This window comes from Mesorhizobium huakuii, from assembly GCF_030160235.1.
GTDB lineage: Bacteria > Pseudomonadota > Alphaproteobacteria > Rhizobiales > Rhizobiaceae > Mesorhizobium > Mesorhizobium huakuii.
Genome location: NZ_BSNY01000053.1, coordinates 19,245 through 43,273, shown reverse-complemented (window position 1 = coordinate 43,273; position 24,029 = coordinate 19,245). Strand labels below are relative to the sequence as shown.

Sequence of the window (24,029 nt, the reverse complement as noted above, 5' to 3'; positions counted from 1 at the left end):
CCTTTGGGTGGCCGCGAAGCGCAAGATGTGGCGGTTGAAGCCCGGCTGGAGACAGCCGGCATGCAAGCTGTAAAGTATCGGGAATAGGAAGAGAGTGCTTTTTCGTCGCCGCAAGCCTGATGGTCTTTTGGAGCGTGTGCGCACCTATCTGTGGCCGCGCCGGTCGTTCTCGCGCTCGCTGCAGTATTTCTCCAAGCGCATCCTGCGTCTGAAGGCCACGCCGCATGCGGTGGCCGCCGGGGTCGCGGCTGGTGTTTTCGCGTCGTTCTTTCCCGTGGGCTTCCACTTCATCATTGCCGCCGTTCTGTGTTGGGTGATCGCCGGCAATCTGGTAGCGGCGGCACTGGGTGCTGTTTTCTTCGGCAATCCACTGACTTTTCCCATTTTGTGGGGCGCGTCCTGGGAAACCGGCAAGCTCATCCTGCACGATCGCCTGCCGGCGCATGGCCCGCCGGCGCATCTGGGCGAGATGCTGCACACGCTTTCCTTCGCGAAGCTTTGGCATCCCATTCTGGAACCCATGCTGATCGGCGCGGTGCCGCTCGGGCTGGTGTTCGGTCTCCTGTTCTACGGTGTCACGCGCTGGGGCATGAATGTCTTCCGCGAGCAGAGGCGCAAGCGGCTGGCCGAGCGCGCAAACCGCCGTGAGCAGCCGCCCCATCCCGGAGCAAGCATTGGTTCCGCCACGCGATGATCATCGGCATCGGCAGCGATCTGATCGACATCAGGCGCATCGAGAACTCGTTGGAGCGTCACGGCCAGCGGTTCGTCCAGAGGATCTATACCGAGGTCGAACAGGCGCGTTCGGAAAACCGGCGTGCCCGCGCCGCTTCCTACGCCAAGCGCTTCGCCGCCAAGGAGGCCTGCGCCAAGGCGTTGGGAACGGGTCTGGCGCAAGGTGTGTTCTGGCGCGACATGGGCGTCGTCAACCTGCCCAGCGGCGCGCCGACAATGGCGCTGACCGGCGGAGCGCTGGCGCGGCTTGAAAAAATCCTGCCCCAGGGGCATCGGGCGGCGATCCACCTCACCATCACGGATGATTTTCCGCTCGCTCAAGCCTTTGTGATCATCGAGGCGTTGCCCGTCGAACAAGCGCCACATTGATTGCATCTGACGGCCGGCATTGACGTTGCCCAGGGCGCGCCGAGACTCTATACATCCAACGCACAATCGAGGACGACATGAGCGTGGCTGAAAAATCCCAGAAGAAATCCGGCGGGCTTGGCGAAACCGTCAGCGTCATCGTCCAGGCGCTTTTGCTCGCCCTGGTCATCCGCACGCTGTTGTTCCAACCCTTTTCGATCCCGTCGGGATCGATGCGGCCGACGCTTCTGGAAGGCGACTATCTGTTCGTCACCAAATGGTCCTACGGCTATTCACGCTATTCCCTGCCTTTCGGGCCTGACATCTTCTCGGGCCGCATCTGGGGTTCCGAGCCCAAGCGCGGCGACGTGGTGGTGTTCAAGTTCCCGCCGGATCCGTCCGTCGATTACATCAAGCGCGTGGTCGGCCTGCCCGGCGACAAGATCCAGATGAAGAATGGCCAGCTGTTCATCAACGGCGTCGGCGTGCCGCGCGTGAAAACCGGCCAGATCGACAATCCCGATATCACCGAAATGCCTCAGCCGATCGACGTCTACCGGGAAACCCTGCCAAACGGCGTCAGCTACGATACGCTCGACCTCAATCCGAATTCGATCGGCGACAACACGCGTGAATTCGACGTGCCGCCCGGCCATTTTTTCATGATGGGTGACAACAGGGACAATTCCGCCGACAGCCGGTTCACCGTCGGCTACGTTCCCGCCGAGAACCTGGTTGGCCGCGCCAACCTTGTCTTCTTCTCGATAGCCGGCAAGGCCAGCCCTCTCGAAATCTGGAAATGGCCGTCGCTGATGCGCGTTTCGCGCCTATTCCATTTCGTCAATTAGGATCATGGCGGCAACAAAACGGCTGACCGCCGATGCTCTCGCCGAAGCGCTGGTGGAACGCACGGGCCATGCCTTTGCCGACCGCCAGCGTCTGCAGCGCGCGCTGACACATGCCAGCGCACGCGGGGCCAATGCCGGCACCGATTACGAGCGTTTCGAATTTCTCGGCGACCGGGTTCTCGGCCTGGTCGTTGCCGATATGCTGCTGGCGGCGTTTCCCGATGCGGCGGAAGGCGAATTGTCGCTGCGGCTCAACGCGCTGGTCAATGCCGAGGCGCTTTCCGAGATCGCCGAACATATCGGGCTGCCGGAGCTGATCCGCGCCGGATCGGATGTGCGCGGGCTCGAGGGGCGCAAGCGCGTCAATCTGCGCGCCGATGCCTTGGAATCGCTCATCGCTGTGCTCTATCTCGACGGCGGGCTGGAGGCGGCACGCGCCTTCATTCACAAATACTGGCAGCCGCGTTCGCAGGCTTCCGGCGCGGCACGCCGCGACGCCAAGACCGAATTGCAGGAATGGGCGCACCAGGCGGCGAGTGCGGTTCCGGCCTATCAGATCGACAGCCGCGAGGGGCCGGACCACGATCCGCTGTTCACCGTCAGCGTCAGGGTCGGCGCTTTTCAGCCGGCGACCGGAAGCGGCCGTTCCAAACGTGAAGCGGAGCAGGCAGCCGCGGCTGCCCTTCTGCTACGCGAAGGTGTATGGAACGCGGCATGACCGATATTGAAACTGCTGAAACCCCCACCACGCATTCCGGCTTCGTCGCGCTGATCGGCGCGCCGAATGCCGGCAAGTCGACGCTGGTCAACCAGTTGGTCGGCGCCAAGGTGTCGATCGTCACCCATAAGGTGCAGACGACGCGTGCCATCGTGCGCGGCATCGCCACGCATGACAATGCGCAGATCGTCTTCGTCGATACGCCCGGCATCTTCAAGCCCAAGCGGCGCCTCGACACCGCGATGGTGACCACCGCCTGGGGCGGCGCCAAGGATGCCGATATCGTGCTTTTGTTGATCGATGCCGAACGCGGCATAAGGGGTGATGCCGATGCCATCCTCGAGCGGCTGAAGGATGTGCACCAGCCAATGGCGCTGATCCTCAACAAGGTCGATCGGGTCAAGCATGAGACGCTTCTGGCCCTGTCTGCGGCGGCGAACGAGAAAGTGCCGTTCAAGCGCACCTTCATGGTCTCCGCGCTGACCGGCTCCGGCTGCAAGGACCTGCTCGATTATCTGGCGCAGGCCCTGCCGGCCGGCCCGTGGTACTATCCGGAAGACCAGATTTCCGACCTGCCGATGCGCCAGCTGGCGGCCGAGATCACCCGCGAAAAACTGTATCTGCGGCTGCATCAGGAACTGCCCTATTCCTCGCATATCGAGACCGAGAAATGGGAAGAGAAGCCGGATGGCTCGGTGCGCATCGACCAGACCATCTATGTCGAGCGCGACAGCCAGAAGAAGATCGTGCTCGGCCACAAGGGCGAAACCATCCGCGCCATTGGCCAGGCGGCGCGCATGGAGATCGCGGGCATCCTCGAGCAGAAGGTGCACCTCTTCCTGTTCGTCAAGGTGCGCGAGAACTGGGGCGACGATCCCGAGCGCTACCGCGAGATGGGGCTGGAATTCCCGCACTAGCGGCCCATGGATAGCAAGCCTGCCATCGACGCGGCTTTGGCCTGCCGGTTGGTTACACACAATCCCCCAGTGGCAGGATCTTGCCCCCAATGGCAGCGGTCAGGCCGGTTGAACTGGTCGGACAGGAAAACTGAACCTTCTATCTTGGCGACGAGATGACCGTGCGGCTGCCAAGCGTTGCCGCCTGCACATGGAAAGGAACATCGGACTACCGCGGCGGTCCAAGCGCCAGCAACACGCCATTGGCGAGATGCTCCGCGTCGGCCCTGCTTTCGAACGGAACGACAGACCTCGCATACTCGACCGGCGAGAAATCGGAGCCATCGGCGTTGATCAGCGCGGCCTGGCGCCTTGCCGCTTCCATGTTGCCGAGCTGCGCATAGCAGGCGGCAAGTCGCGTTCGGATCCATGGCGTCGGCCGCGTCGCCAGTTCCAGCGCCTCGGCGGCCGGCCGGTACTCACCCAGCATGTAGAGCGCCAGCGATCGATCGTACTGGTACCAGTGCGGATTGAGCGGATCGATCCTGATCGCGCGCGCCAGCCAGGCAAGCGCCTCAAGCGCCCGCCCGCGCATGGTCAGTAGATGCCCCATCTGCCCGATGCATTCGGCGTCGCCTGGATTGAGCTGAAGCGCGATCCGCAGATGATGCTCGGCCGCCTCGTGGTCGCGCAGGCTGAGCCGCACCAGCGACTGGATGCGGTGTGCGGTTGCCTGATCGGGGGACAGCGCAATGCCCTTGTCGGCAAGGTCGCGGGCTTTCGCCAGCACGGCATCGCTGGTGGGTCCGAATTCGCTGTTCAGCACATACGACAGCGCCAGATAGGTATGGGCAAGGCCATAGGCCGGATCCTTGGCTATAGCGGCCTCGAACAGGGCTGCCGCTCCTTGCAAGTCGCTCTGCGCCGGGTCGCGCAGCAAGGCGACGCCGTGCAGCACCAACTCATAGGCGGCCAGGCTGGTTACCGGTCGTCGCGCGGCGCGCTGCAGCCCCGCATTGTTGACCCGCACCACCAGCCGGCCGACGATCTCCTCGACAATGTCCTGCTGGATGGCGAACAGCCCGGCAGCTTCGGCCTGATAGCGATCGCCCCAGATCTGGGTGGCGCTGGCGGCATCGACGAGATTGACCGCGGCGACGATGCGGTCCGCCTGCCGCCGTACCGAGCCCTCGACAAGATAGTCGGCACCGATGCGCGAGCGGATGGCCGGCCATTCGGTGGGCGAATGGGACGCAAATGAAAAGCTTGAGTTGCGCGCCAGCACCGTCACCGTGCCGAAGCGGGCGAGGCCGTTGATGATGTCTTCTGCAAATCCGTCGACTATCGCGTCGTTGACCGGATCGGCGCTGTCGTTGCGGAATCTGAGCACCGCCACGATCGGCTGTGCTCCAGATTCGGGCACCGCTTCAGTCTCAGGCACCAGCATATAGCCACGCTTCGACACCGTTCGCACCAACTCTTCGCCGAGTACCTTGCGGATTTCGCGCACCGATTGCGTCAGCGAATCCTCGGTGACAAAAACGCCCTGCCAGACCGTGTCCATCAGTTCCGATTTCGGCACCACGCGGCCGATGTTGCGAGCGAGGTGCGTCAGCAACGTATAGGCCTTCGGCCGCAGAAAGGCCGGATGGCCGGCCCGGCTGAGCGTGCCCTTGCCCAGATCGAGCGTGAAACCGCCGAATTGAAAAATCTGGTCGGTGGCCAAGACCGCCATCAAAAGGCCTGCTCCGTGGAAGCCATGCCGGCATTGGCCTACGGCTGACGGGCTGGGTCAAGAGCCGTGTCCAGCGGCGGACGAAAAGGTGCGGCGCCCGGCTTCGGACACCGCGCTCCTTGCGGCCTAGAGCGCGCCAGCCACGGCGAGTTGCGTCCTTGGTCGCCGGACGAAGCTTTCGGTGCCGTAGTAGGCGACGATGGCGACCGCGACGATTGCCCAGATCGCCACGGCGATCCATTGCTGCTGCACATAGTCGCCGCCGGTGAACACCTTGCCCAGGAAGCGTACGCTGTTCTGGTGCGTGACATGCATGATGATGGCAAGAAGCACGCTGCCGGTGTTCTGATAAAGCCAGGTGAACACCACACCTGCCAGGACGACGTTGATCGTGCTGTACAGGCTGAGATCGCCGACCAGGCCGAGCGGAAAATGCCAGATGGCCCAGATCACGCCGAGAATCAGGCTGCCGGCGAGTGCCGACTGACTAGCAAGCAGACGTGGCGTCGCAAAACCGCGCCACCCCGGCTCTTCGCCGAGCGGGCCGCTGAAAATCGCATAGAGAGCGATGATTGGCAGCATCTCGGACAGGGCCGGGACATTGCTCCAGACCGGCGCCGCGGCGCCAAACAGCGGATTGATCAGGATGGAGGTCAACTGCGTTGCGAACGGCAGGCCGAACGCCACCACGTACCATATCGGACGAACCCGCCACGTCACCATCGCGCCGAGGATGGCCTTGACCGAACTCCAGCCGCCGGAGACAGCCGCGACGATGAAACCCGAGACCATCGGACCGAACGTGAACCACGGAATGCTGTCACCATTCGACAGGTAGAACGGTATGAAGGCCAGCCAGGTCAGGCCAATCGTCAATGAAAAGAAGGCGGTCAGCTGGTGCCTGCGCACCAGGCTCAACAAGAAAGTCATCTCAAGTCCTCTCAGCGGGCAGGGGGTCTATGAGAGGTCGCCGGACGGCCCGATCGGTCGACATGCCTCTGGAACGAGCCGGCCGAATTGTTCAGCGGGCTGTGTCGACCACATCGGCTGACCGGGGGCTTTTGGCGTCTTGGCGGCCAAAAATCCCGAGCGCTTTCTGAAAGATTTCTGATTTTGTGGCGGGTCGATTCTGATTGCCGTGCCCGGTCTGCTCCGTCACGCAATCATCAATGCGGCAGCATTTCAGGCGATTTTTGGCGTGCCCCCGCAAAGCCGATCGGCTGCGCGGGGATCGGAGCAGCACCGGCGTACCCTCAAAAGATGATGGATTACCATGGTCATTTTCGTGGGGATAATTAGGATATATTCGAAAAATTTGGCTTATATTGGCATTTCCAGCAGTTTTCTCAAAATACCATACCTTGAGAATTTAGTTAGCCGAGAAATTTCCGGCATATATATTTATTTCATGACGTTGTTCCGATTGTGCCACTTCCAGTGTTATTTGTGCAACACAGCATAAAACTGTTATCGGAATCGCCGTTATTTCCAAAACTGTCATTGAAGGCGGGAGCTTGATGGGTATGTTCGCCGCGAAAAGGGGACGCGGTGCGCGCCTTTTTCGTTGTGGGGGTGAGGCGGGAAAACATATCCGCCAGCCACAAATCCGAAGCCATTTAAACTATGACTGGAGAGGTCAGAAAATGAACATCAAGAGCCTCCTTCTCGGCTCAGCCGCGGCCCTGATCGCGGTCTCCGGCGCTCGCGCCGCGGACGCTGTCGTCGTCGCCGAACCGGAACCAGCCGAATACGTCAAGATCTGCGACGTCTACGGCGCCGGCTACTTCTACATCCCAGGCACTGAAACCTGCCTGCGCATCGGCGGCTACATCCGCTACGACGCTAGCTTCGGCGATGGCAATCGCGTGCTGGACGGCACCAAGGCGATCGACTCGATGGACGGTGGCGTCAACGACACCTGGAACAAGAATGCGCGCTTCACGCTGAAGACATGGACTGGCCAGGAAACCGAACTCGGCACGTTGAAGACCTACACCGAGACGCGCTTTAACTTCGGCAGCGTAACCACGGCCAAGGGCGCCGATGGCTTCGCCATTGACAGCGAGGCCGGCAACAAGGCTGCCGATCTGCATTTCGCCTGGATCCAGCTCGGTGGTTTGCGCGTCGGTAAGGACGAAACGGTCTATGACTCGTTCATCGGCTACGCAGGCAACGTCGTCCAGGACACGATCATTCCTTACGGCCTCAAGGACACCAACCTGATCAGCTACTACTTCGATGCTGGCAACGGCTTCTCGGCGGTGGCCTCGCTTGAAGAAGGTTCGGGCTCCGAGACCATCGACAGCTACGTTCCGCATGTCGTGGGCGGCCTGAAGTACAAGGGCGACTGGGGTGCGATCACCGCGGTTGGCGCCTACAACAGCAATTGGGAAGAATGGGCCGGCAAGGTACGCCTTGATGTCAAGGCGACTTCGGACCTGACGCTCTTCGTTATGGGCGGCTACGGCACCGACGACAACAAGGCGACCAACTTCTACAAGCCGTGGACGGGCAATTTCGCCGTTTGGGGCGGCGGCAGCTACAACGTCAACAAGAAGGTCCAGCTCAACGCCCAGGTCTCCTATACTGACTTCAAAGACTTCGCGGTTGCCGCGAACGTTGCCTACACCATCGTCCCCGGCTACACGATCACGGCCGAAGTCGATTACTTCAAAAATTTCGACGACAAGTTCAAGGATGGCGTCGGCGGCATCGTCCGCTTCCAGCGCTCGTTCTAACCGATCGAATGACCTTACCAGGCCGCCCGCAGCATATGCTGCGGGTGGTTTTTTTATGCGTTGGTGCGAGAGCCGGCCCAGGCGCCAGGCCATACCTTGATTTCGCCGCCCGATCGGTGAAAAGCTGAGAGCATGGAATGGCGCGACGAGGGAATCATTCTCGGCACCCGCAAGCATGGCGAAACCAGCGCCATCCTCGAGGTGATGACCCGTGCGCATGGCCGCCATCTCGGTCTCGTGCGCGGCGGCCGTTCGCGCAAGCAGCAACCCGTTCTCCAGCCCGGCAATCGCGTCGATCTCTTGTGGCGGGCGCGCCTTGACGAGCATCTCGGCACATTCCAGGCCGAGGCGATCGAAATGAATGCCGCCAGGCTGATGGACAGCGCCGTCGCCGTCTACGGCCTGCAGACCATGGCCGCGCATTTGCGCCTGTTGCCCGAGCGTGACGCCCATGGCGGCCTTTACGAAGCGCTCGCCGTGATGATCGTCCATCTCGGCGACGCCGATGCTGCCGGCGAACTGGTGGCGCGCTTCGAGCTTCTGATCCTCGATGAACTCGGCTTCGGCCTCGATCTCAGCCAATGCGCCGCCACCGGCTCAAGGCAGGATCTGGCCTATGTCTCGCCGAAGTCGGGCCGCGCGGTGTCGCGCGAAGCAGGCTTGCCATGGCGCGACAAGATGCTGGCGCTACCGGCCTTTTTGCAGCGCGGCTCCGGCCTGCGCGGCGATCCGGCTGCGATCGAGGATGCCTTCCGGCTCACCGGCTTCTTCTTTACCCGGCATGTCTATGAGCCGCGCGGTATCGAACAACCCGACGCCCGCGCCGGCTTTCTCGCCGCTTTGCGAAAGCATCATGCGACGCGCAAGGCCATCGCCGGAGACAATGCCGCATGAGCGAAGTCGTCTATGCAGGCTGGGTTGGTCTCGCCGCTCCGCCTTGGAGGCAAGCTGCTGGCTTTCAGCACCGACATGTTCGATATTTCCAGCCGCCGATCTGGCGGCACATTGAGTTTTCCAGCCGTTTGGCCGCCGCATTTGAATGTCAGTGAGATGAAACGTCAGTGAAAACTGGCCTGGTTTGGGGGAACCGCCATGTTTGAAAGCCTGATCGGCCTTGTCGCCATCATCGCCTTGTTCGTCATCATTTCGCGTCAGCAGAGCCGCATCGGCCTTGTCGAGCGCGAGCTTGGCGCGCTGCGCAGTCTCGTCCTGTCAGGTGCCGTGCCGGCGGTGGCCAAGCCTGCAGAACAGATGGCGGCCGATGGCAAGGTTGACGCGGTGCCGATGCCCGCGGCAGCGGCCGATATCGCCTCGCCGGCGGTGAGCGAACCGGTCGCACAGGCGCCGGCTACAGAAACGGAAGCTCCGGCCGCCGAGGCCGTGCCCGGCCCCTGGTCCGCGGGCGAGGCTCCGAAGGCAGCAGAACCTGTCGAGCCGGTTGCGCCCCCAAAGGCTCCCGGCAAGCCGGATATAGAGACGGCGCTCGGCACGCGCTGGGCGGTCTGGGTCGGCGGCATCGCGCTGGCGCTGGGTGGCCTGTTCCTGATCCGCTACACCATCGAGGCCGGCATCTTCGGTCCCGGCGTCCGGCTCACCATGGCGGCGGTGCTCGGGCTGGTGCTGGTCGCCGGCGGCGAGTTCATTCGCCGCACCGGCTTCAAAGTGCCGGTGCAAGGCGTTGCCGGCGCCTATATTCCGGCGATCGTGACGGCGGCAGGCGCCTTCATCCTGTTCGGCACGGTCTATGCCGCCCATGGCATTTACGGCTTCATCGGCCCGGCGCTTGCCTTCACGCTGCTTGGGGCCATCGGCGTGGCGACGATTGCGGCGGCCCTGGTTCATGGCCTGGCGCTGGCCGGCATCGGCCTCGTCGGCGCCATGGTGACGCCGGTGTTGATCGCCTCGCAGGCTCCCAATCCCTGGGCGTTGTTCGGCTACCTCGCCATCGTGCTCGCCGCCACCGGCGTCATCGCCCGCATGCGCGACTGGAAAGCGCTGATGGCGGCGGCCTTTTTCGGCACCGGCATCTGGAACATCCTTTACATGACCGATGCGCCGGGCGCGAACCTCTCAGCCATCCTGTTCATCGACGCCGTCACCCTGGCCGTGCTGGCTTTTGTCTGGCTCGGTCGCCGTCATGAATCCATCGCGGCCAGGGCTTTCGACTGGCCGTCCATCGTGCCTGGCCTGTTCGTTGCCTTCTCGGCGCTGGGCCTGTCGGTCGACCCGGCCTTCGCCGCGGCCGGCTACGCCTTGCCAGGCGCCGCGATCCTCGCGGCGATGGTGGCCGTCGCGCTTTATCGCCCGCAGGCGCTGCCACTGCTTTATGCCGCCGGACTGGCGACGGTCATGATCTATCTCGGCATCATCCCGCCAACCTCGATCGCATCCGACTTTTCGGCCGGGGCTCTCGGCGTCGATGGTTTGCCGGTGGCCACGTCCAATGCCTTGACCTCGCGCATCGGTATCGCGCTCGGCCTGGTCTTCATCGGCGCGGGCCTGTGGGCCGCCCGCAAATTCGCGGCATCTTCCTCGCTTCGGTCCGCCTCATGGGCGGCATGGGGTGTCGTCGTGCCGCTGGTCATCCTGCTGGCGCTCTGGTTCACCTTCGGCAATCTCGACCGCGACTTTGTCTACGCTGCCGTCGCTGCGCTGCTGGTCGTGGTTTTCGCTGCCGGCAGCGAGTGGATAGCGCGCGCCGAAGAGCCTTCGCTCAAGGGCGGGGTGGCAGTGTCTTTTGCCCTGGTCGGTGCGGCGCTCGCCGGCCTCTTGATGCTGCACATGGCTTTCAACTCCGGCTGGACCACCATTCTGCTTGGTGCCGCGGCCATTGTGCCCGCGCTGGCCACGCGTTGGCGCTCCTACCCGGTGCTCGGCTGGATTTCGGTTGGCGCTGTGATCGCCGTGCTTGGCCGCGTCGCCTTCGATCCGACCATCGTCGGCGCCGAGTTCCTGTCGACGACACCGGTGTTCAACTGGCTGCTGCCGGGCTATGGCGTCCCGGCGCTCGCCTTCGGCTTCGCCGCCTGGCAGCTCGCCCGCACCACCAATGGCCGGCCGCGCCTCGCCATGGAAGCGGCGGCGGCGCTGTTTGCGCTGCTTGCCGTTGCCATGCTGGTGCGCCACGCCATGCATGGTGGCGTCATCGACACGGGCGCGATGACGCTCGCCGAACAGGCGATCTACACGCTGATCGCCATCGGCGCCGGCGCCATCCTGGTCGCCATCGACATGCGCTCGCCAAGCTCGGTGCTGCGCTATGGTTCGATGGCCGCCGGCGTGGTTTCGGTCGCCCTCATCGCCGTCCGGCATTTCGTGGTGCTCAATCCGCTGTTTACGGACGAATCGACTGGCCGGATTCCGATCTTCAACCTGCTGTTCCTCGCCTATCTCCTGCCAGCCGTCGCCGCCGGCGGACTGGCGCTCTATGTCAGGGGCAAGCGTCCGAAATGGTATGCGCAGATGTTGGCGGTGGTGGCGGCCGTGCTTGCCCTGGCCTATGCCACCCTGTCAGTCAGGCGGCTGTTCAAGGGTGAGTTCATCGGCCTGTGGAGTGGGCTTGGCCAGTTGGAGACCTACACCTATTCGGCGCTCTGGCTGGTGATCGGCGTGGCATTGCTCACCGCTGGCGTCTGGCTGAAGTCGCAGGTGCTGCGCATTGCCTCGGCGGCGTTGATCGCAATCGCCGTGGTGAAGGTCTTCCTCTTCGACATGTCGGAACTGGAGGGCGTGCTGCGAGCACTGTCCTTCATCGGCCTGGGCGCCGTGCTCATCGGTATTGGCCTATTCTACCAGCGACTTTTGACCAGGGCCGCGAGGGAGAAGATACCGGTCGTCGAACAATGACGGCAGGAATTCAATCAAGCCGGGAATAAACCGGCACCCGCCAGCGTTATCTCATTGCTTGGGTGACCGGGGCGGTGGACCGCTTCGCGCTGGCCGCTTGCGTCGCGCCCGGAAGGCGCGTTGAATCGGGATCAACAAGGGCGATTTCAGAACCAGCGGTCATGGACGAAAAGAAGGCAGCAATCCTTGGCGAGATACCGCGCCTGCGCCGCTACGCACGCTCGCTCTTGCGCGACCGGGATTCTGCCGACGACCTTGTCCAGGACTGCCTCGAGCGCGCACTCATGCGGCTCGACAACTGGCAGACGGGAGAAAGCCCCAGGAGGTGGCTGTTTACGATCATGCATCATTTGTTCATCGACCAGATGCGCAAGGTGAATCGTCGCGGCGAAGCGGCGATGCTCCCCCTGGAAGCAGGCGAGGCGGTTGCCCAGCCGGCAGAGCAGTTGGACGGCATCGCCTCGCGTGAGATCATCGACGCGCTGCAGGCAATCAGCCCCGATCGCCGTGCGGCCCTTGTGATGGTCGCCATCGAAGGCTTTTCCTATGCCGAGGCCGCCAACATGCTGGGCGTGCCCGCCGGCACGCTGATGTCGCGCATCGCGCGCGGGCGTGAGGAACTGCGCGGCTTGCTGGATGACACGGCGCGCCGCCGCGCGATAAGGATCGTCGAGAAATGATCCGCCGCGATTTTTCAGAACGTGACATCCATATGGCGCTCGACGGCGAACTGCCGCCCGACGAGCGCGCCGCCTATGATGCCTGGCTCGATGCCAATCCCGAGATGAAGGCCAGGAGCGCCCGCTTCACAGCCGACCGGGAGGCGTTGCGCTCGGCCTTTGCCGGCGTGCTGGATGAACCTGTTCCCGCGCGCTTGCGCAAGGTAGTGCTCGGCGAAGCGCCGGTTAAGGCTGCGGTGCCGCGCTCGCGCTGGTGGCTTGCCGCTGCCGCGGCGGTGCTTTTGGCCACGGGTGGATTTGGCGGTTATTTTGCCGGCATTGACGGCATCGCACAGGAGGATCCGGCGGAAGACCGGCTCGCCGAACAGGCGATTGCCGCCCATGTCATATACGCCGCCGAGAAGCGGCATGCGGTGGAAGTGCCGGCCAGCGACAAGGACCATTTGCAGACCTGGCTGTCCAACCGGGTCGGGCTGAAGCTGGTGGCGCCGGACCTGACCGCGAACGGCTTCCAACTGGTTGGCGGCCGCTTGCTGCCGGCCGGCGACAGCAAGGCCGCGATGCTGCTCTACGAGGACGACAAGGGCGAGCGCATATCCCTCTTCGTCACCGCGGAATCGGTGGAGAATGCCAAGGGTACCTATGCTTCGGCGCAGGACGGCCCTCAGGCCGTCTACTGGCTGGACAAGGGCTATGGCTGTGCCGTCGTCGGCTCGTTGCCGCGCGAGCAATTGGCGGTTGTGGCCAAGAATGCCTATGGCCAGCTTCTGGCAGGTCTCGCAAGCTGAGTTGGCCGCAATTGTTTCGCAGCCGGTGGCCTATCAAACAGCGATCCTGTTCAAAGCCCGCGAGCTTCCTTGCCGGCGCGGAAACTGTCACAATTCGGCCCTAATCAAGGAGCGATAGCGCTTGATGAATACCGGCGCTTCGGCTGGTGTTTGCGACGCTTTTGACCGGGGCCGTTTCCGCAACGCAATCGAGGTTTTCTCAAGTCGCATGCCTGCCGAGATCCGTAGGGCCCGCGCGTCTGACGTCGATGATCTCGCCGCCATCGAGAAAGCCGTTTTTTCGAGCGATCGCATTTCCCGTCGCTCCTTTCGTCTGTTCATCGAGCGCGAGACCGCCGAGACGCTGGTCGCCGAACTCGACGGCCGCGTGGCCGGCTACGCGATCGTGCTGTTTCGCAAGGGCAGTGGTGTGGCGCGGCTCTATTCCATAGCCGTCGGCCCATTTTTCGGCGCGCTCGGCATCGGGCGCCAGCTTTTGACTGCGGCGGAGGAGGCAGCCTTCGAGCACGACCGCATGATGCTGCGTCTCGAAGTGCGCGAGGACAACGGCCGCGCCATCCGCATCTATGAGCAGGCCGGCTACCGCAAGATTGGCCGCGAGCCTGGCTATTACGAGGACGGCGCGACCGCGCTTCGTTATGAGAAAACCCTGCGCGGCGACCTTCCGGTCGCCACCAGGGTGCCGTTCTACCAGCAGACCTGCGAGTTCACCTGCGGCCCATGCTGCCTGATGATGGCCATGGCCAATTTCGACCGGAACTTCGTGCCCGATCCGGTGATGGAAATCCGCCTCTGGCGCGAGGCGACGACCGTCTTCATGATGTCGGGGCCGGGCGGCTGCGAACCATTCGGCCTGGCTGTCTCGGGATATGAAAGCGGCCTCGCGGCGGAGATCTTCGTTTCCTTCTATGGCGCGCTGTTCCTGCAGTCGGTGCGCAGCGAGGACAAGCGCCGGGTGATGGAACTGGCCCAGGTCGACTTTCGCCGCCGCGCGGAACAATACGGCATCCCGGTGAATTATCGCCCGTTCACCATCGACGACATCAGAACTGCGATCGCCGCAGGCAAACTGGTGCTGGTGCTGATCAGCGGTTTCCTGATGTTCGGCAAGAAGGTGCCGCATTGGGTGCTGGCCATCGGCGATGACGGCGATCATATTCTGATCCACGACCCTTGGGTCGAGGACGAAAGGCAGGAAACCATCCTTGATGCCGCCAACATTCCCGTGCCCTACGGCATCTTCATGAACATGGCGCAGTTCGGCCGCGACGGACTGCGTGCCGCCATCACTCTGGGGAAGCGCGACACACAATGACCTGGGTCATCCTTACCGGCAGGCAGAGCGATCTCGACCAGGTGGCGACACCGCACAAGATCATCACCAATCGCGACTATCTCGCGCATCCGTCGCTGTTCCGCGGCCAGCGGCCGAAGGTCATCAACCTGTCGAACAATTACGGCTACCAGAGCCGCGGCTACTATGCCTCGCTGCTGGCGAGCTCGCGCGGCCACAAGGTCATCCCGACCGTCGAGACGATGATCGACCTGTCCGAACGCAAACTCTACGAGCATGCGCTGCCGGAACTGGAACTGGCGCTCAACAAATGCCGCAAGGACCTCGGCGGCGCCTTTCCGGCCAAGGTGTGCATTTTCTTCGGCATCGGCCCCTCCAAGGTCTGGGACCGCTTCGCCAAGCTGTTGTTCGACTGGTTCCGGGCGCCGGCGCTCGAGGTCCATATCAAGGACACCGCCGAATGGGCTTCGATCCGCAAGATCGGCTTCCATCCGCTGGCGCGCATGACCGAGGACGAGGAAAAGAGCTTCATCCAGTGCCTGGAGACCTATACCAACCGCGAATGGCGCGACACCAAGGGGCGCACGCCGGCGCGCTACACCTTCGCCACGCTGGTCGATCCGCATGAGGAATTGCCGCCGTCGGAAATCTCCTCGCTGCGCTACTGGGCCAAGATCGCCGAAAAGATGGGGGTCGAAATCGAGCCGATCACCAGGAAGGATCTCGCCAAGCTCGCGAACTACGATGCGCTGTTCATCCGCGAGACCACCTCGATCTCCAACCACACCTATCGTTTCGCCCGCCGCGCCCAGCAGGAAGGCATGCCCGTCATCGACGATCCGCTGTCGATGATCCGTTGCACCAACAAGGTCTATCTCAACGAGCTGATGGCCTACAACAAGGTGCCGGTACCGCCGACCGTGATGATCGCCGGCACCTCGGACTTCGAACTGGCCGCACAGACGCTGGGCTTCCCGCTGGTGCTGAAGATCCCGGATTCGTCCTTCTCGCGCGGTGTCAAGAAATGCGAGAATCTCGAGGAGCTGACACGGCTTGCGACCGAGTGGCTGGAGGATTCCGACCTCCTCATCGCGCAGAAATTCATTCCGACCGAATATGACTGGCGCGTCGGCGTGCTCGGCGGCCAGCCGTTGTTTGCCGTGCACTACCTGATGGCCAAGAAGCACTGGCAGATTGTCAACCACAAGGCCAATGGCAAGCCCGACCAGGGCGGCATCAAGACCTTCACGCTGAAGGAAACGCCGCCGCATGTCGTCGAGACCGCGGTCAAGGCGGCGCGCTGCATCGGCGACGGCCTCTACGGCGTCGACCTCAAGGAGACCAAGGACGGCGTCTTTGTCATCGAGGTCAACGACAACCCCAATCTCGACCATGGCTGGGAAGATTCCGGCGAGAAGGACGAGGTCTGGGTGCGGCTGACACAGTGGTTCCTGGAGCGGCTCGACCGGCCGGGGCGATAACAGTTCCGTCTCTTTGTTTTGAAGCAATTCCGGGCGGAAAACCGCTTCACACTTTTCCTGGAATTGCACTGGGGGAAGATATGCAGTTCATCGTGATCGAGGATTTCACCGGCTGCGACCGCAAGGATATATACCGCCGCTTCCGCGATCGGGGCCGCCTGAAGCCGGAGGAGCTTGTCGTTCACCACAGCTGGATCGCCGCGGATATGAGCCGCTGCTTCCTGCTGGTGGAGACGGACGACGTCACGCTGCTGCAGCGCTGGGTGATCGAATGGGCTGATCTGGTCGAATTCGAGATCGTTCCGGTGGCGACGAACAAGGACATGGTGGCAGCCCTGAGCGGGCACCTCTGACCACGGGAGCTTGACGGCTCAACGCAGCGCCGGCGAGCCCACCGCGCGACGGCATTCCTCGATCAGCCAAGCGCGGAACGCCGCCACCACATCGCGCCTGGCACTGCGCTCCGGAGTGGTCAGGCAATAGGGCTGGCGCAGCGCGATCGCGCCGGCGGCAGGCCGGACCAGCCTGCCGTCCTCCACCGCTTCGGCACAATAGATCCCTTGCGCCAGCGCCACGCCGAGCCCCGAAATGGCAAGGTCGAGGGCGGCGCGCGACGAGTTGGCCGACAGGCCCCGCTGCGCCGCCCGGCCGGGCTGGACACCTTCCGCCTCGAACCAGTTGCGCCAGGACGGAAACGAGGCGCCGGTCGGTCCCCAGTCGGTTTGGATCAGCGGCAGCCCAGGCAGCGGACCGCCATCCGCCTTGGTCGCGCCGGCAAGCCTTGGCGCGCAGACGGGATAGACGGCGTCCCGGATAATGTCCTCGGTCGGGTGCTCGCGATAATGCGGACCGTAGGAGAGCCTGATGTCGATCAGCTCACGGTCGAACGGCACCGGGTCGTCATCGCCGCGCAGCGATATATCGGCCGCGCCATGACTGGCAACGAAGCCGGCGAGACGCTGCGAAAGCCAACCCATGGCCATGGATGGCGGCACCGACACCACCAGGCGCGGGCGGAAGGCATCACCGCCCAGTTCGCGCGAGACACTGCCGATTTCCTGGAAGGCCATGGTCAGCCGCGGCAGCATTTCCACGCCGGCCTCGGTGAGGACAACTCTGCGGTTGACCCGATGAAACAGCTTGCGGCCCATCTGTTCCTCGACGGTGCGGATGAGCTGGCTGACGGCGGCGGCCGAGACCGAAAGCTCTTCCGCCGCCGCGGCAAAGCTGCCTGTGCGCGCCGCAGCCTCGAAAGCCTGAAGTCCTTTGAGCGATGGAGATGTGACCATGATCGCCATATAGATAAGACAAGCTTATCCAAATCGCAGGAATCGTCGTTTTTGGAAAGCTTTTTCACCGACTAGAGTGGGGCTCGTCAAATCGCCAGCCTGGATCGAAACCGATGGACCATCGCGACGTCATCGCGTCACTAACTCCGGAAGAGCGCAGTCGGCTGACCGCCAAGTCCGACGTCGCGGGTCTCGTTCAGCTCGGCGCCCATTGGGGGGCGATTGTGATCAATGGATCGCTGATCGCCGCGAAGGTACCATTTTGGCCGTTGCTGATGCTGCCGCAAGGCATCCTGATCGTCTTCCTGTTCACGCTGCTGCATGAGACGGTTCATCGCACGGCCTTCGACACGCAGTGGCTGAACGATGCCGTGGCGCGGGTATGCAGCCTGGCGCTCGGGCTGCCGGCCGACTGGTTCCGCTATTTCCATTTCGCTCATCACCGCTTCACCCAGGACCCCGAAAACGATCCGGAGCTGGCGTTTCCCAAGCCGGAAACGCTGCGGCAGTACCTCGTGCATGTTTCCGGCATCCCGCTGTGGTGGGGCCATCTCAAGACGCTCTACGCCAATGCGGTTGGCGGCAGCGAGGAGAGCTATGTGCCGCCGAAAGGCCGACCCAAGGTGCGGGCCGAGGCGCGCGCCATGATTGCCTTCTATGCGGCCGTCATTCTGCTCGCCGTCTTTTTCCGGCTCACCGTGCTTTTCTATGTCTGGATCATTCCCGCGCTGCTTGGTCAGCCCTTTCTGCGCCTCTATCTGCTCGCCGAGCATGGCCGCTGTCCGTTCGTTGCCAACATGCTGGAGAATACCAGGACCACGCTGACCAATTGGGTGGTGCGCAAGCTGGCGTGGAACATGCCGTTCCATGCCGAGCATCATGCCTATCCCGGCGTGCCGTTTCACCAACTGCCGCAGTTTCACGCGCTGATCGAGCGGCATCTGAAGGTGGTCGAGCCCGGCTATGTCAGCTTCCATGAGAAGTACCTGGAAACGCTGCGTTGATCATGATGCGCGGTCGGCAACCGGTCGCGCCCGCTTGAGGACGCGACCGGCATGACGGGCTAGACCTGTGCGGTGCCGCCGTCGACGAACAGCTCGGCTCCGGTGACAAAGCTGGAATCCTCCGAGGCCAGGAACACTGCCGCCTTGCCGATCTCGTCAGGGTCGCCGAGCCGACCCATCGGCACCTGGGTGGCAAGGAAATCAAGCAAACCCTTCTGCTGTTCGGCTTCGGGTCCGGCAAGTTCGGCGAGGCCTGTCGTACGGGTCGGACCGGGGCTGAGGATGTTGACGCGGATGTGCCGTTCCTTCAGGTCGATTATCCAGCTGCGGGCAAAATTACGCAGCGCCGCCTTCGACGCGCCATAGACGCTGAACGCCGCGGCGCCGGTTGAGCCGGCGGTCGAACCGGTCAGGATCACCGAGGCACCGTCGGCCAACAGCGCGAGCGCCTTCTGCACCGTGAACAGCACGGCCTTGACGTTGCGGTCGAAGGTTTCGTCAAAGTGCTGTTCGGTTATCTGGCCGAGCGGTAGCATGGAGCCGCCGCCGGCATTGACCGAGAGCACATCGATCCGGCCGCTATGCGCTTTCACCTGGGCGTAGAGACGGTCAAGATCAGTGAAACTGGTCGAGTCGGCCTGGATGCCGGTGGCGTTTTTGCCGATTGCCGCGACAGCCTTGTCGATCTCGCCCTGTCGCCGCCCGGTGATGTAGACATACGCGCCTTCGGCGGCGAAGCGCTTGGCAATGCCAAGGCCGATACCGCTGCTGCCGCCGGTAACCACGGCGATCTTTCCTTCGAGTTTATTTGTCATTTTCGTCACTCCTGTTGTGGGTGACAGAGACATATGGACAGGTTGATCATTTCGAAATAGCAATGCTTGCAAACAATCGTTGCAAGATTGGTGATGTCGAAAGCCCCGGATTTTGAAGGTTTGGCCATGTTCGCCAAGGTCGCGGAGGAGCGTTCCTTTGCTGCCGCCGCGCGCGTGCTCGGCCTGTCGGTGGCGACGGTGTCACGTGGTGTCAGCCGCCTGGAGGAGCGGCTTGGCGCGCGGCTTTTCAACCGGACGTCGCGGCGCCTGGCACTTACCGATTTCGGTCATCGGCTCGCCGAGCGTGCGTCCCGTCTCTACCGCGATGCGGAGGACGCCGAGAATGCGGCCCGCGAACTGTCGGCCAGTCCGCGCGGCGTTGTTCGTCTGGCAGTGCCGATGGCTTTCGGGTTGCGGTGGGTGGCGCCGTTGCTTCCTGAATTCTTCAGGCTCTATCCTGACGTGTCGATCGATATGCATCTGAGTGACGACGTCGTCGACTTGATCGGCGAGGGGTTCGACGCAGCACTGCGGATTGCCGTATTGCCGGATTCCTCGCTGGTTGCCCGGCGCTTGTGCAACATTGCGCCGTTCATCGTTGCGGCACCGTCCTATCTCGCCAGGCATGGCAGGCCGGGCACGCCACGCGACCTCGACGCACATCATTGTCTTGGCTATGCCTATCGGCCGCGACAGGATGTCTGGCATTTCAGCAATGCCGCCGGCGACGAAGAGGTTGTCACGCCGTCAGGACCATTGCGGGTCACCAATTCCGACGCCCTTGTTCCGACCGTGCTGGCCGGAATCGCGATCGCCGAGCTGCCGGAGTTCATTGCCAGCGAGTATCTTGCCGATGGGCGTTTGCAAGCGATCCTGACCGACTGGACTTTGCCGAAAGGCGCACTGTATTTCGTAACGCCGTCGGCCCGCGCGCGCCCCGCGAAGGTCGAAGCCGTCGCGGGTTTCATGGCTGCCCACCTGTCAAGACCGAGCTGGCAACCGATCAATCCATAGAGGGCACGGCGTGGAGCGCGACGATCTGCCCCCGAATAGATCAGCCGGTCTGGCTGTGTAGCGCACGCGCCTTCAACAGACGCTGGATGTCCGCTGCCTTCGAGGGCACGCCGATCAGATAGCCTTGCGCCTCTTCACAGCCATTGTCGCGCAGCAAGTCGAGTTGCACCTCGGTCTCGACGCCCTCGGCGGTGACGACAATGCCAAGCTCGTTGCCGAGCCCGATAATGGTACGGACGATCGCCGCCGTGTCGCGATTGCCGATGTCGCGGATGAAAGAGCGATCGATCTTGATCTTGTCGACCGGGAAACGCCTGAGATACCCGAGCGAGGAATAGCCGGTGCCGAAATCGTCCAGCGCGATGCGGATGCCAAGATCGCGCAACTGCCGCAGCGTCTTCAACACGGTTTTGCTCTCGTCCATCAGCACTGTTTCGGTGATTTCCAGCTCCAGTTGTCTGGCCGGCACGCCGGAAAAAGCCAACGCCGAGATGACACTGCGGGCAAACCCGCCGCTCTTGAGCTGCACGGCCGAGACATTGACCGCGATGCGCATACCGTGAGGCCAGCTGGCCGCTGCCGCGCAGGCCTTCCTGAGCGCCCATTCGCCGAGCGGTACGATCAGTCCGGTCTCTTCGGCGACGGGGATGAACGCGTCAGGCGCGACAGTGCCGCGCGCCGGGGAATGCCAGCGCATCAGGGCCTCCGCGCCGATGATCTCGCCGGAGGCGATGTTCATGATGGGCTGGAAATCGAGATCGAACTCCTGGCGCGGCAGCGCCGTCTCGAGGTCGACTTCGAGCGCCCGCCGGGCCTGCACGATGGCGTCCATCGCGGGCTCGAAGAAGCGATGGAGGTTTCTCCCTTCGCTCTTGGCCCGATAGAGCGCCGTATCGGCGTTTTTCAGCAGCGTATCGGCGTCCTTGCCATCTTCGGGGAAAACAGCAATGCCCAGGCTGATGCCGATATGCATATCCCGGATCTTGTCGCGAAACGGTTTTGCGATGGCCTCGACGATGCGCTTCGCCAGTTTTTCAGCATCGGCAATGCCCCTGGAATTGAACTGCATGACGACGAACTCGTCGCCGCCGAAGCGGGCGACGACGTCTGTCTCATTGCGCAGGCAACGCTGCAGCCTCTCGGCGACACATTTCAACAGCCAGTCGCCGGCGGGATGTCCCCAGGTGTCGTTGACCGCCTTGAAGCGGTCGAGATCGAGCGAGAAGATCGCCAATGGCGGTGCCGCCGCATCCGCCAGCGCCAGGTCGAGCCGTTCGCGAAACATCGAGCGGTTGGGCAGTCCGGTCAGCGTGTCGTGATGCGCAAGATGGATCATGCGCTCTTCGGTGCGTCGACGTTCGGTGACGTCGTCGAAAGTCACCACCCAGCCACCGCCGCTCATCGGCTGGCGCGTGACCAGAATCGTCCTCCCGTCGGTTAGATAACGGTAGGCCTCGTGCATTTTTGCCGCCGCCAGGCAGGCCTCGGTCTTGGCGACTTCGCTGTCGACGTCGATCTTCTGATAGATGCCGAGTTCCAGCAGTTTTTCGAGCGCGTCGCGATGCGTCGTTCCAAGCGGAAAGTCCGCCGCGGCAACGTTGTAGAGCTCCAGAAAACGCCGGTTGCGCACGATCATCTTGCCATCGGCGTCGTACATCAGCAGGCCTTGCGACATGTTGGCGAGTGCGGCATCGAAACGGCGATGCTGCTCCTTCAGGTCCTGCTCGGCGCGCCGCTGTTCGGTGATGTCCTCGTAGATCGAGACCCAGCCGCCCAGGGCCAGCGGGCGGTGCGAGATGTTGATGATGCGACCATCCGACAGCGTCTCTTCGTAGGTCGAGGGTTTCGCCTGGTCGATATAGGGTTTGCGGATGGCATAGAGCTCGTCGGCGCTTTGCGAGGCGATGCCGATGTCGACGCTGTGCCGCAGGATGTCGATGAAGCGGATGCCCGGTCGTACCAGCTTGGCGTCGAGGCAGAAGATGTTGATGTAGTTGCCGTTGCAGATGATCATGCGTTCATCGGCATCGAACATGCACAGCCCGTGCGACATGTTCTCGACAGCGGCTGAAAAGCGTTCGTTCTGTTCGCGCAACTCATCTTCCATGCGACGAGAGCGCTCCACGCCTTCGGCCACCCGCTCCGGGAGGATCGAACCATCCTTGACATCCACGACGGGCATGAGGCGCGCCTGCGGTGCGTGATCGAACACCACACTGTTGCCGTTTCCGGTTAATTTAGCGTTCTCTACCCTACCGCCGACGTCGCAACGGGATGCCGCGACTTCTCAAGTGCCGAAAACCGCTTCAGGAAGGCATCCTGCGCCCAGGTCACCGAGCGTGGTGTGAAATCGAAACGCTCGGCGGAGAAACCGCGCGGACGGCCGAAGAATTCGGTCGCCTCGGCGGTCGAGAAGCCGGCAAGCAACGTTGCCTCGAAATAGGCGGCGATCTGGTCGGCGCGCTTGATATCCCTGCGCAACGCCGCGGCCGGTTCGGGAGGCAGCGAAAAGCGCAGATGGATGGCGCGCTGCAAGCGCAATTCGCAGTCCTTGTAGCTGCCGCCCATCACCGACTTGAACGGCGAGATCATGTCGCCGATTACATATTCGGGCGCATCGTGCAGCAGCGCCGCGAGCCGATCGGTGGCCGAAGCTTGCGGCACCAGATCGCTGAACAGGGCTTCGACCAGCAGCGAATGCTGAGCAACCGAGAATGCATGCTCGCCGCTGGTCTGGCCGTTCCAGCGGGCGACGCGGGCGAGACCATGGGCAATGTCCGAAATCTCGATGTCGAGCGGCGAGGGGTCGAGCAGGTCGAGCCGGCGGCCGGACAGCATGCGCTGCCAGGCGCGCGGCGGCGCACCGGCGCGGTCCGCCGCCATCAGGCCTCCTCCGCGCTGACGGTTTCCTGCGGAAAACTGAATTTGGCCCAGGCAGGAATGGCCATCGTCACCGGCACGTCGCCGGCCAGGATCGGCTGGCCGGCGTCGAGCGCCGCCTTGACCCTGTCGATGCGGGCAATGGCAAGCCCGATGTTGCCGGCGCTCGAGCCGAGCGTGCCGACCGGCCGGCCCTCGACGGTGAGTTCGGTGCCGGAGGCGGGCAGGGCAAGCCCAGCCTGCACGATCAGCACGCGCCGCCTTGCCGTGCCGCGATGCTGCATGCGCGAGACCACTTCCTGGCCGACATAGCAGCCTTTCCTGAAGCCGACGCCGCCGGTCTCGTCGAGAAGCACGTCATGCGGGAAGGCGTCGCCCAACGCATAATCGGCACCGCTCTCCGCGATGCCTTGGCCGATGCGGAAGGCTTGCCATGCTGCGATGTCGCCGGCGTCCGAAAGGCCGGCATAGGTGCGTGTGACACTTTCCTTGGCAAAGCGCTTGTCGGCAAACGCGGTTGAATCATTTTCTGAGCCGATTGACTCTTTTCCCCACGCAACAGCGACAAGCGACTGTTCCGACTTGGCAATCTCGACCTTGGCGCGAAGCTTGTAGAGCATCAGCCGGCGAATGAAATCATCTGAAATGTCGGCCCGGCATTCCAACCGGAAGGCGTTTTCGCCGGCACGCGAGATCAGGAAGTCGAACAGGATCTTGCCTTGCGGTGTCAACAGCGCGCCCGGCTTGGCTTCGCCAGCGCCGAGCGTATCGAGATCAGTGGTCAGGATGTTTTGCAAAAAGTGCTCGGCATCCGGGCCGGAGACGGAGATGAGCGCGCGGTCTTTCAGCAGGGCAAAGGGCATGGGGAGGATAAAAGCCTGATCTTGCAAAACGGTTGGCCATTACGTAAGCCGCTGACA

General features: G+C 63.0%; 23 protein-coding genes. 16 read left to right on the top strand and 7 right to left on the bottom strand.

Annotated elements, in window-relative coordinates:
• Positions 1–94 precede the first annotated feature (94 nt).
• The 5 genes from QQK95_RS26885 to era all read left to right on the top strand — a co-directional run bounded on the left by QQK95_RS26885 (position 95) and on the right by era (position 3,566).
• Positions 95–694, top strand: coding sequence for a DUF2062 domain-containing protein (locus QQK95_RS26885; RefSeq protein WP_284277441.1), 600 nt, complete (start codon positions 95–97; stop codon positions 692–694).
• Positions 691–1,104 (top strand): holo-ACP synthase, encoded by a 414-nt coding sequence (gene acpS, locus QQK95_RS26880; protein WP_284277439.1) that lies wholly within the window; start codon positions 691–693, stop codon positions 1,102–1,104. Before QQK95_RS26885 ends, acpS begins: the two co-directional genes overlap by 4 nt.
• A gap of 77 nt (positions 1,105–1,181) precedes the next feature.
• Positions 1,182–1,931 carry a signal peptidase I gene (lepB, locus tag QQK95_RS26875; protein ID WP_284277437.1) on the top strand — a complete coding sequence of 250 codons (750 nt, stop codon included), beginning with the start codon at positions 1,182–1,184 and terminating at the stop codon, positions 1,929–1,931.
• A 4-nt stretch (positions 1,932–1,935) separates the two neighbouring features.
• Complete coding sequence (rnc, locus tag QQK95_RS26870; protein ID WP_284277435.1) at positions 1,936–2,649, top strand: ribonuclease III; 714 nt, start codon at positions 1,936–1,938, stop codon at positions 2,647–2,649.
• Positions 2,634–3,566, top strand: a complete 933-nt coding sequence (era, locus tag QQK95_RS26865) for a GTPase Era (RefSeq protein WP_284277433.1) — start codon at positions 2,634–2,636, stop codon at positions 3,564–3,566. Before rnc ends, era begins: the two co-directional genes overlap by 16 nt.
• A gap of 208 nt (positions 3,567–3,774) precedes the next feature.
• On the opposite strand, the gene QQK95_RS26860 is transcribed toward era, so the two are convergent.
• Entirely contained in the window at positions 3,775–5,280 is a 1,506-nt protein-coding gene (locus QQK95_RS26860) for a winged helix-turn-helix domain-containing tetratricopeptide repeat protein (RefSeq protein ID WP_284277431.1), read from the bottom strand.
• Between the two features lie 126 nt (positions 5,281–5,406).
• Positions 5,407–6,210, bottom strand: coding sequence for a CPBP family intramembrane glutamic endopeptidase (locus QQK95_RS26855; RefSeq protein ID WP_284277430.1), 804 nt, complete (start codon positions 6,208–6,210; stop codon positions 5,407–5,409).
• 713 nt (positions 6,211–6,923) lie between these two features.
• On the opposite strand from QQK95_RS26855, the gene QQK95_RS26850 reads away from it, so the two are divergent.
• The 9 genes from QQK95_RS26850 to QQK95_RS26810 all read left to right on the top strand — a co-directional run bounded on the left by QQK95_RS26850 (position 6,924) and on the right by QQK95_RS26810 (position 16,460).
• Positions 6,924–8,018 carry a porin gene (locus tag QQK95_RS26850; protein WP_284277429.1) on the top strand — a complete coding sequence of 365 codons (1,095 nt, stop codon included), beginning with the start codon at positions 6,924–6,926 and terminating at the stop codon, positions 8,016–8,018.
• Positions 8,019–8,150: 132 nt separating this feature from the next.
• Complete coding sequence (gene recO / locus QQK95_RS26845) at positions 8,151–8,912, top strand: DNA repair protein RecO (RefSeq protein ID WP_284277428.1); 762 nt, start codon at positions 8,151–8,153, stop codon at positions 8,910–8,912.
• Positions 8,909–9,067 carry a hypothetical protein gene (locus tag QQK95_RS26840; protein WP_284277427.1) on the top strand — a complete coding sequence of 53 codons (159 nt, stop codon included), beginning with the start codon at positions 8,909–8,911 and terminating at the stop codon, positions 9,065–9,067. Before recO ends, QQK95_RS26840 begins: the two co-directional genes overlap by 4 nt.
• Before the next feature lie 43 nt (positions 9,068–9,110).
• Positions 9,111–11,864, top strand: coding sequence for a DUF2339 domain-containing protein (locus tag QQK95_RS26835; RefSeq protein ID WP_284277426.1), 2,754 nt, complete (start codon positions 9,111–9,113; stop codon positions 11,862–11,864).
• A gap of 161 nt (positions 11,865–12,025) precedes the next feature.
• A complete protein-coding gene (locus QQK95_RS26830) occupies positions 12,026–12,544 on the top strand; it encodes an RNA polymerase sigma factor (RefSeq protein WP_284277425.1) in 519 nt (172 codons plus the stop codon).
• On the top strand, positions 12,541–13,332 hold the full coding sequence (locus QQK95_RS26825; protein ID WP_284277424.1) for an anti-sigma factor family protein: 792 nt from the start codon (positions 12,541–12,543) through the stop codon (positions 13,330–13,332). Before QQK95_RS26830 ends, QQK95_RS26825 begins: the two co-directional genes overlap by 4 nt.
• A gap of 208 nt (positions 13,333–13,540) precedes the next feature.
• On the top strand, positions 13,541–14,647 hold the full coding sequence (locus QQK95_RS26820; protein ID WP_284277423.1) for a GNAT family N-acetyltransferase/peptidase C39 family protein: 1,107 nt from the start codon (positions 13,541–13,543) through the stop codon (positions 14,645–14,647).
• A complete protein-coding gene (locus QQK95_RS26815; protein WP_284277422.1) occupies positions 14,644–16,107 on the top strand; it encodes a RimK family protein in 1,464 nt (487 codons plus the stop codon). Before QQK95_RS26820 ends, QQK95_RS26815 begins: the two co-directional genes overlap by 4 nt.
• A gap of 80 nt (positions 16,108–16,187) precedes the next feature.
• On the top strand, positions 16,188–16,460 hold the full coding sequence (locus QQK95_RS26810; RefSeq protein ID WP_095786489.1) for a DUF3303 domain-containing protein: 273 nt from the start codon (positions 16,188–16,190) through the stop codon (positions 16,458–16,460).
• Positions 16,461–16,478: 18 nt separating this feature from the next.
• Here QQK95_RS26810 and QQK95_RS26805 read toward each other — a convergent pair whose 3' ends face one another.
• The gene (locus tag QQK95_RS26805) at positions 16,479–17,396 is read right to left on the bottom strand and encodes a LysR substrate-binding domain-containing protein (protein WP_284277421.1); all 918 of its coding nucleotides are present in this window, start codon (positions 17,394–17,396) and stop codon (positions 16,479–16,481) included.
• A gap of 113 nt (positions 17,397–17,509) precedes the next feature.
• Here QQK95_RS26805 and QQK95_RS26800 point away from each other — a divergent pair, with 113 nt between their 5' ends.
• Complete coding sequence (locus tag QQK95_RS26800) at positions 17,510–18,400, top strand: fatty acid desaturase family protein (protein WP_284277420.1); 891 nt, start codon at positions 17,510–17,512, stop codon at positions 18,398–18,400.
• A gap of 59 nt (positions 18,401–18,459) precedes the next feature.
• Here QQK95_RS26800 and QQK95_RS26795 read toward each other — a convergent pair whose 3' ends face one another.
• Entirely contained in the window at positions 18,460–19,215 is a 756-nt protein-coding gene (locus tag QQK95_RS26795) for an SDR family oxidoreductase (RefSeq protein ID WP_284277419.1), read from the bottom strand.
• A gap of 93 nt (positions 19,216–19,308) precedes the next feature.
• On the opposite strand from QQK95_RS26795, the gene QQK95_RS26790 reads away from it, so the two are divergent.
• Positions 19,309–20,229, top strand: a complete 921-nt coding sequence (locus QQK95_RS26790; RefSeq protein ID WP_284277418.1) for a LysR family transcriptional regulator — start codon at positions 19,309–19,311, stop codon at positions 20,227–20,229.
• Positions 20,230–20,269: 40 nt separating this feature from the next.
• Here the strand turns inward: QQK95_RS26790 and QQK95_RS26785 are convergent, their stop codons facing one another.
• The 3 genes from QQK95_RS26785 to ygfZ form a co-directional block, all read right to left on the bottom strand.
• Positions 20,270–22,411 (bottom strand): putative bifunctional diguanylate cyclase/phosphodiesterase, encoded by a 2,142-nt coding sequence (locus QQK95_RS26785; protein WP_284277417.1) that lies wholly within the window; start codon positions 22,409–22,411, stop codon positions 20,270–20,272.
• 65 nt (positions 22,412–22,476) lie between these two features.
• A complete protein-coding gene (locus tag QQK95_RS26780; RefSeq protein WP_284277416.1) occupies positions 22,477–23,112 on the bottom strand; it encodes an HD family hydrolase in 636 nt (211 codons plus the stop codon).
• On the bottom strand, positions 23,112–23,972 hold the full coding sequence (gene ygfZ, locus QQK95_RS26775; protein ID WP_284277415.1) for a CAF17-like 4Fe-4S cluster assembly/insertion protein YgfZ: 861 nt from the start codon (positions 23,970–23,972) through the stop codon (positions 23,112–23,114). Before ygfZ ends, QQK95_RS26780 begins: the two co-directional genes overlap by 1 nt.
• Positions 23,973–24,029 lie beyond the last annotated feature (57 nt).

Coding starts and splice junctions, on each gene's coding strand:
- lepB (WP_284277437.1), top strand. CDS start 1,182: ATGAGCGTGGCTGAAAAATCCCAGAAGAAATCCGGCGGGCTTGGCGAA.
- QQK95_RS26860 (WP_284277431.1), bottom strand. CDS start 5,280: ATGGCGGTCTTGGCCACCGACCAGATTTTTCAATTCGGCGGTTTCACG.
- QQK95_RS26805 (WP_284277421.1), bottom strand. CDS start 17,396: ATGGTCACATCTCCATCGCTCAAAGGACTTCAGGCTTTCGAGGCTGCG.
- rnc (WP_284277435.1), top strand. CDS start 1,936: ATGGCGGCAACAAAACGGCTGACCGCCGATGCTCTCGCCGAAGCGCTG.
- QQK95_RS26795 (WP_284277419.1), bottom strand. CDS start 19,215: ATGACAAATAAACTCGAAGGAAAGATCGCCGTGGTTACCGGCGGCAGC.
- QQK95_RS26785 (WP_284277417.1), bottom strand. CDS start 22,411: ATGCCCGTCGTGGATGTCAAGGATGGTTCGATCCTCCCGGAGCGGGTG.
- QQK95_RS26855 (WP_284277430.1), bottom strand. CDS start 6,210: ATGACTTTCTTGTTGAGCCTGGTGCGCAGGCACCAGCTGACCGCCTTC.
- acpS (WP_284277439.1), top strand. CDS start 691: ATGATCATCGGCATCGGCAGCGATCTGATCGACATCAGGCGCATCGAG.
- era (WP_284277433.1), top strand. CDS start 2,634: ATGGAACGCGGCATGACCGATATTGAAACTGCTGAAACCCCCACCACG.
- QQK95_RS26810 (WP_095786489.1), top strand. CDS start 16,188: ATGCAGTTCATCGTGATCGAGGATTTCACCGGCTGCGACCGCAAGGAT.
- QQK95_RS26820 (WP_284277423.1), top strand. CDS start 13,541: ATGCCTGCCGAGATCCGTAGGGCCCGCGCGTCTGACGTCGATGATCTC.
- QQK95_RS26840 (WP_284277427.1), top strand. CDS start 8,909: ATGAGCGAAGTCGTCTATGCAGGCTGGGTTGGTCTCGCCGCTCCGCCT.
- QQK95_RS26790 (WP_284277418.1), top strand. CDS start 19,309: ATGTCGAAAGCCCCGGATTTTGAAGGTTTGGCCATGTTCGCCAAGGTC.
- QQK95_RS26800 (WP_284277420.1), top strand. CDS start 17,510: ATGGACCATCGCGACGTCATCGCGTCACTAACTCCGGAAGAGCGCAGT.
- QQK95_RS26850 (WP_284277429.1), top strand. CDS start 6,924: ATGAACATCAAGAGCCTCCTTCTCGGCTCAGCCGCGGCCCTGATCGCG.
- QQK95_RS26780 (WP_284277416.1), bottom strand. CDS start 23,112: ATGGCGGCGGACCGCGCCGGTGCGCCGCCGCGCGCCTGGCAGCGCATG.
- recO (WP_284277428.1), top strand. CDS start 8,151: ATGGAATGGCGCGACGAGGGAATCATTCTCGGCACCCGCAAGCATGGC.
- QQK95_RS26835 (WP_284277426.1), top strand. CDS start 9,111: ATGTTTGAAAGCCTGATCGGCCTTGTCGCCATCATCGCCTTGTTCGTC.
- QQK95_RS26815 (WP_284277422.1), top strand. CDS start 14,644: ATGACCTGGGTCATCCTTACCGGCAGGCAGAGCGATCTCGACCAGGTG.
- ygfZ (WP_284277415.1), bottom strand. CDS start 23,972: ATGCCCTTTGCCCTGCTGAAAGACCGCGCGCTCATCTCCGTCTCCGGC.
- QQK95_RS26830 (WP_284277425.1), top strand. CDS start 12,026: ATGGACGAAAAGAAGGCAGCAATCCTTGGCGAGATACCGCGCCTGCGC.
- QQK95_RS26825 (WP_284277424.1), top strand. CDS start 12,541: ATGATCCGCCGCGATTTTTCAGAACGTGACATCCATATGGCGCTCGAC.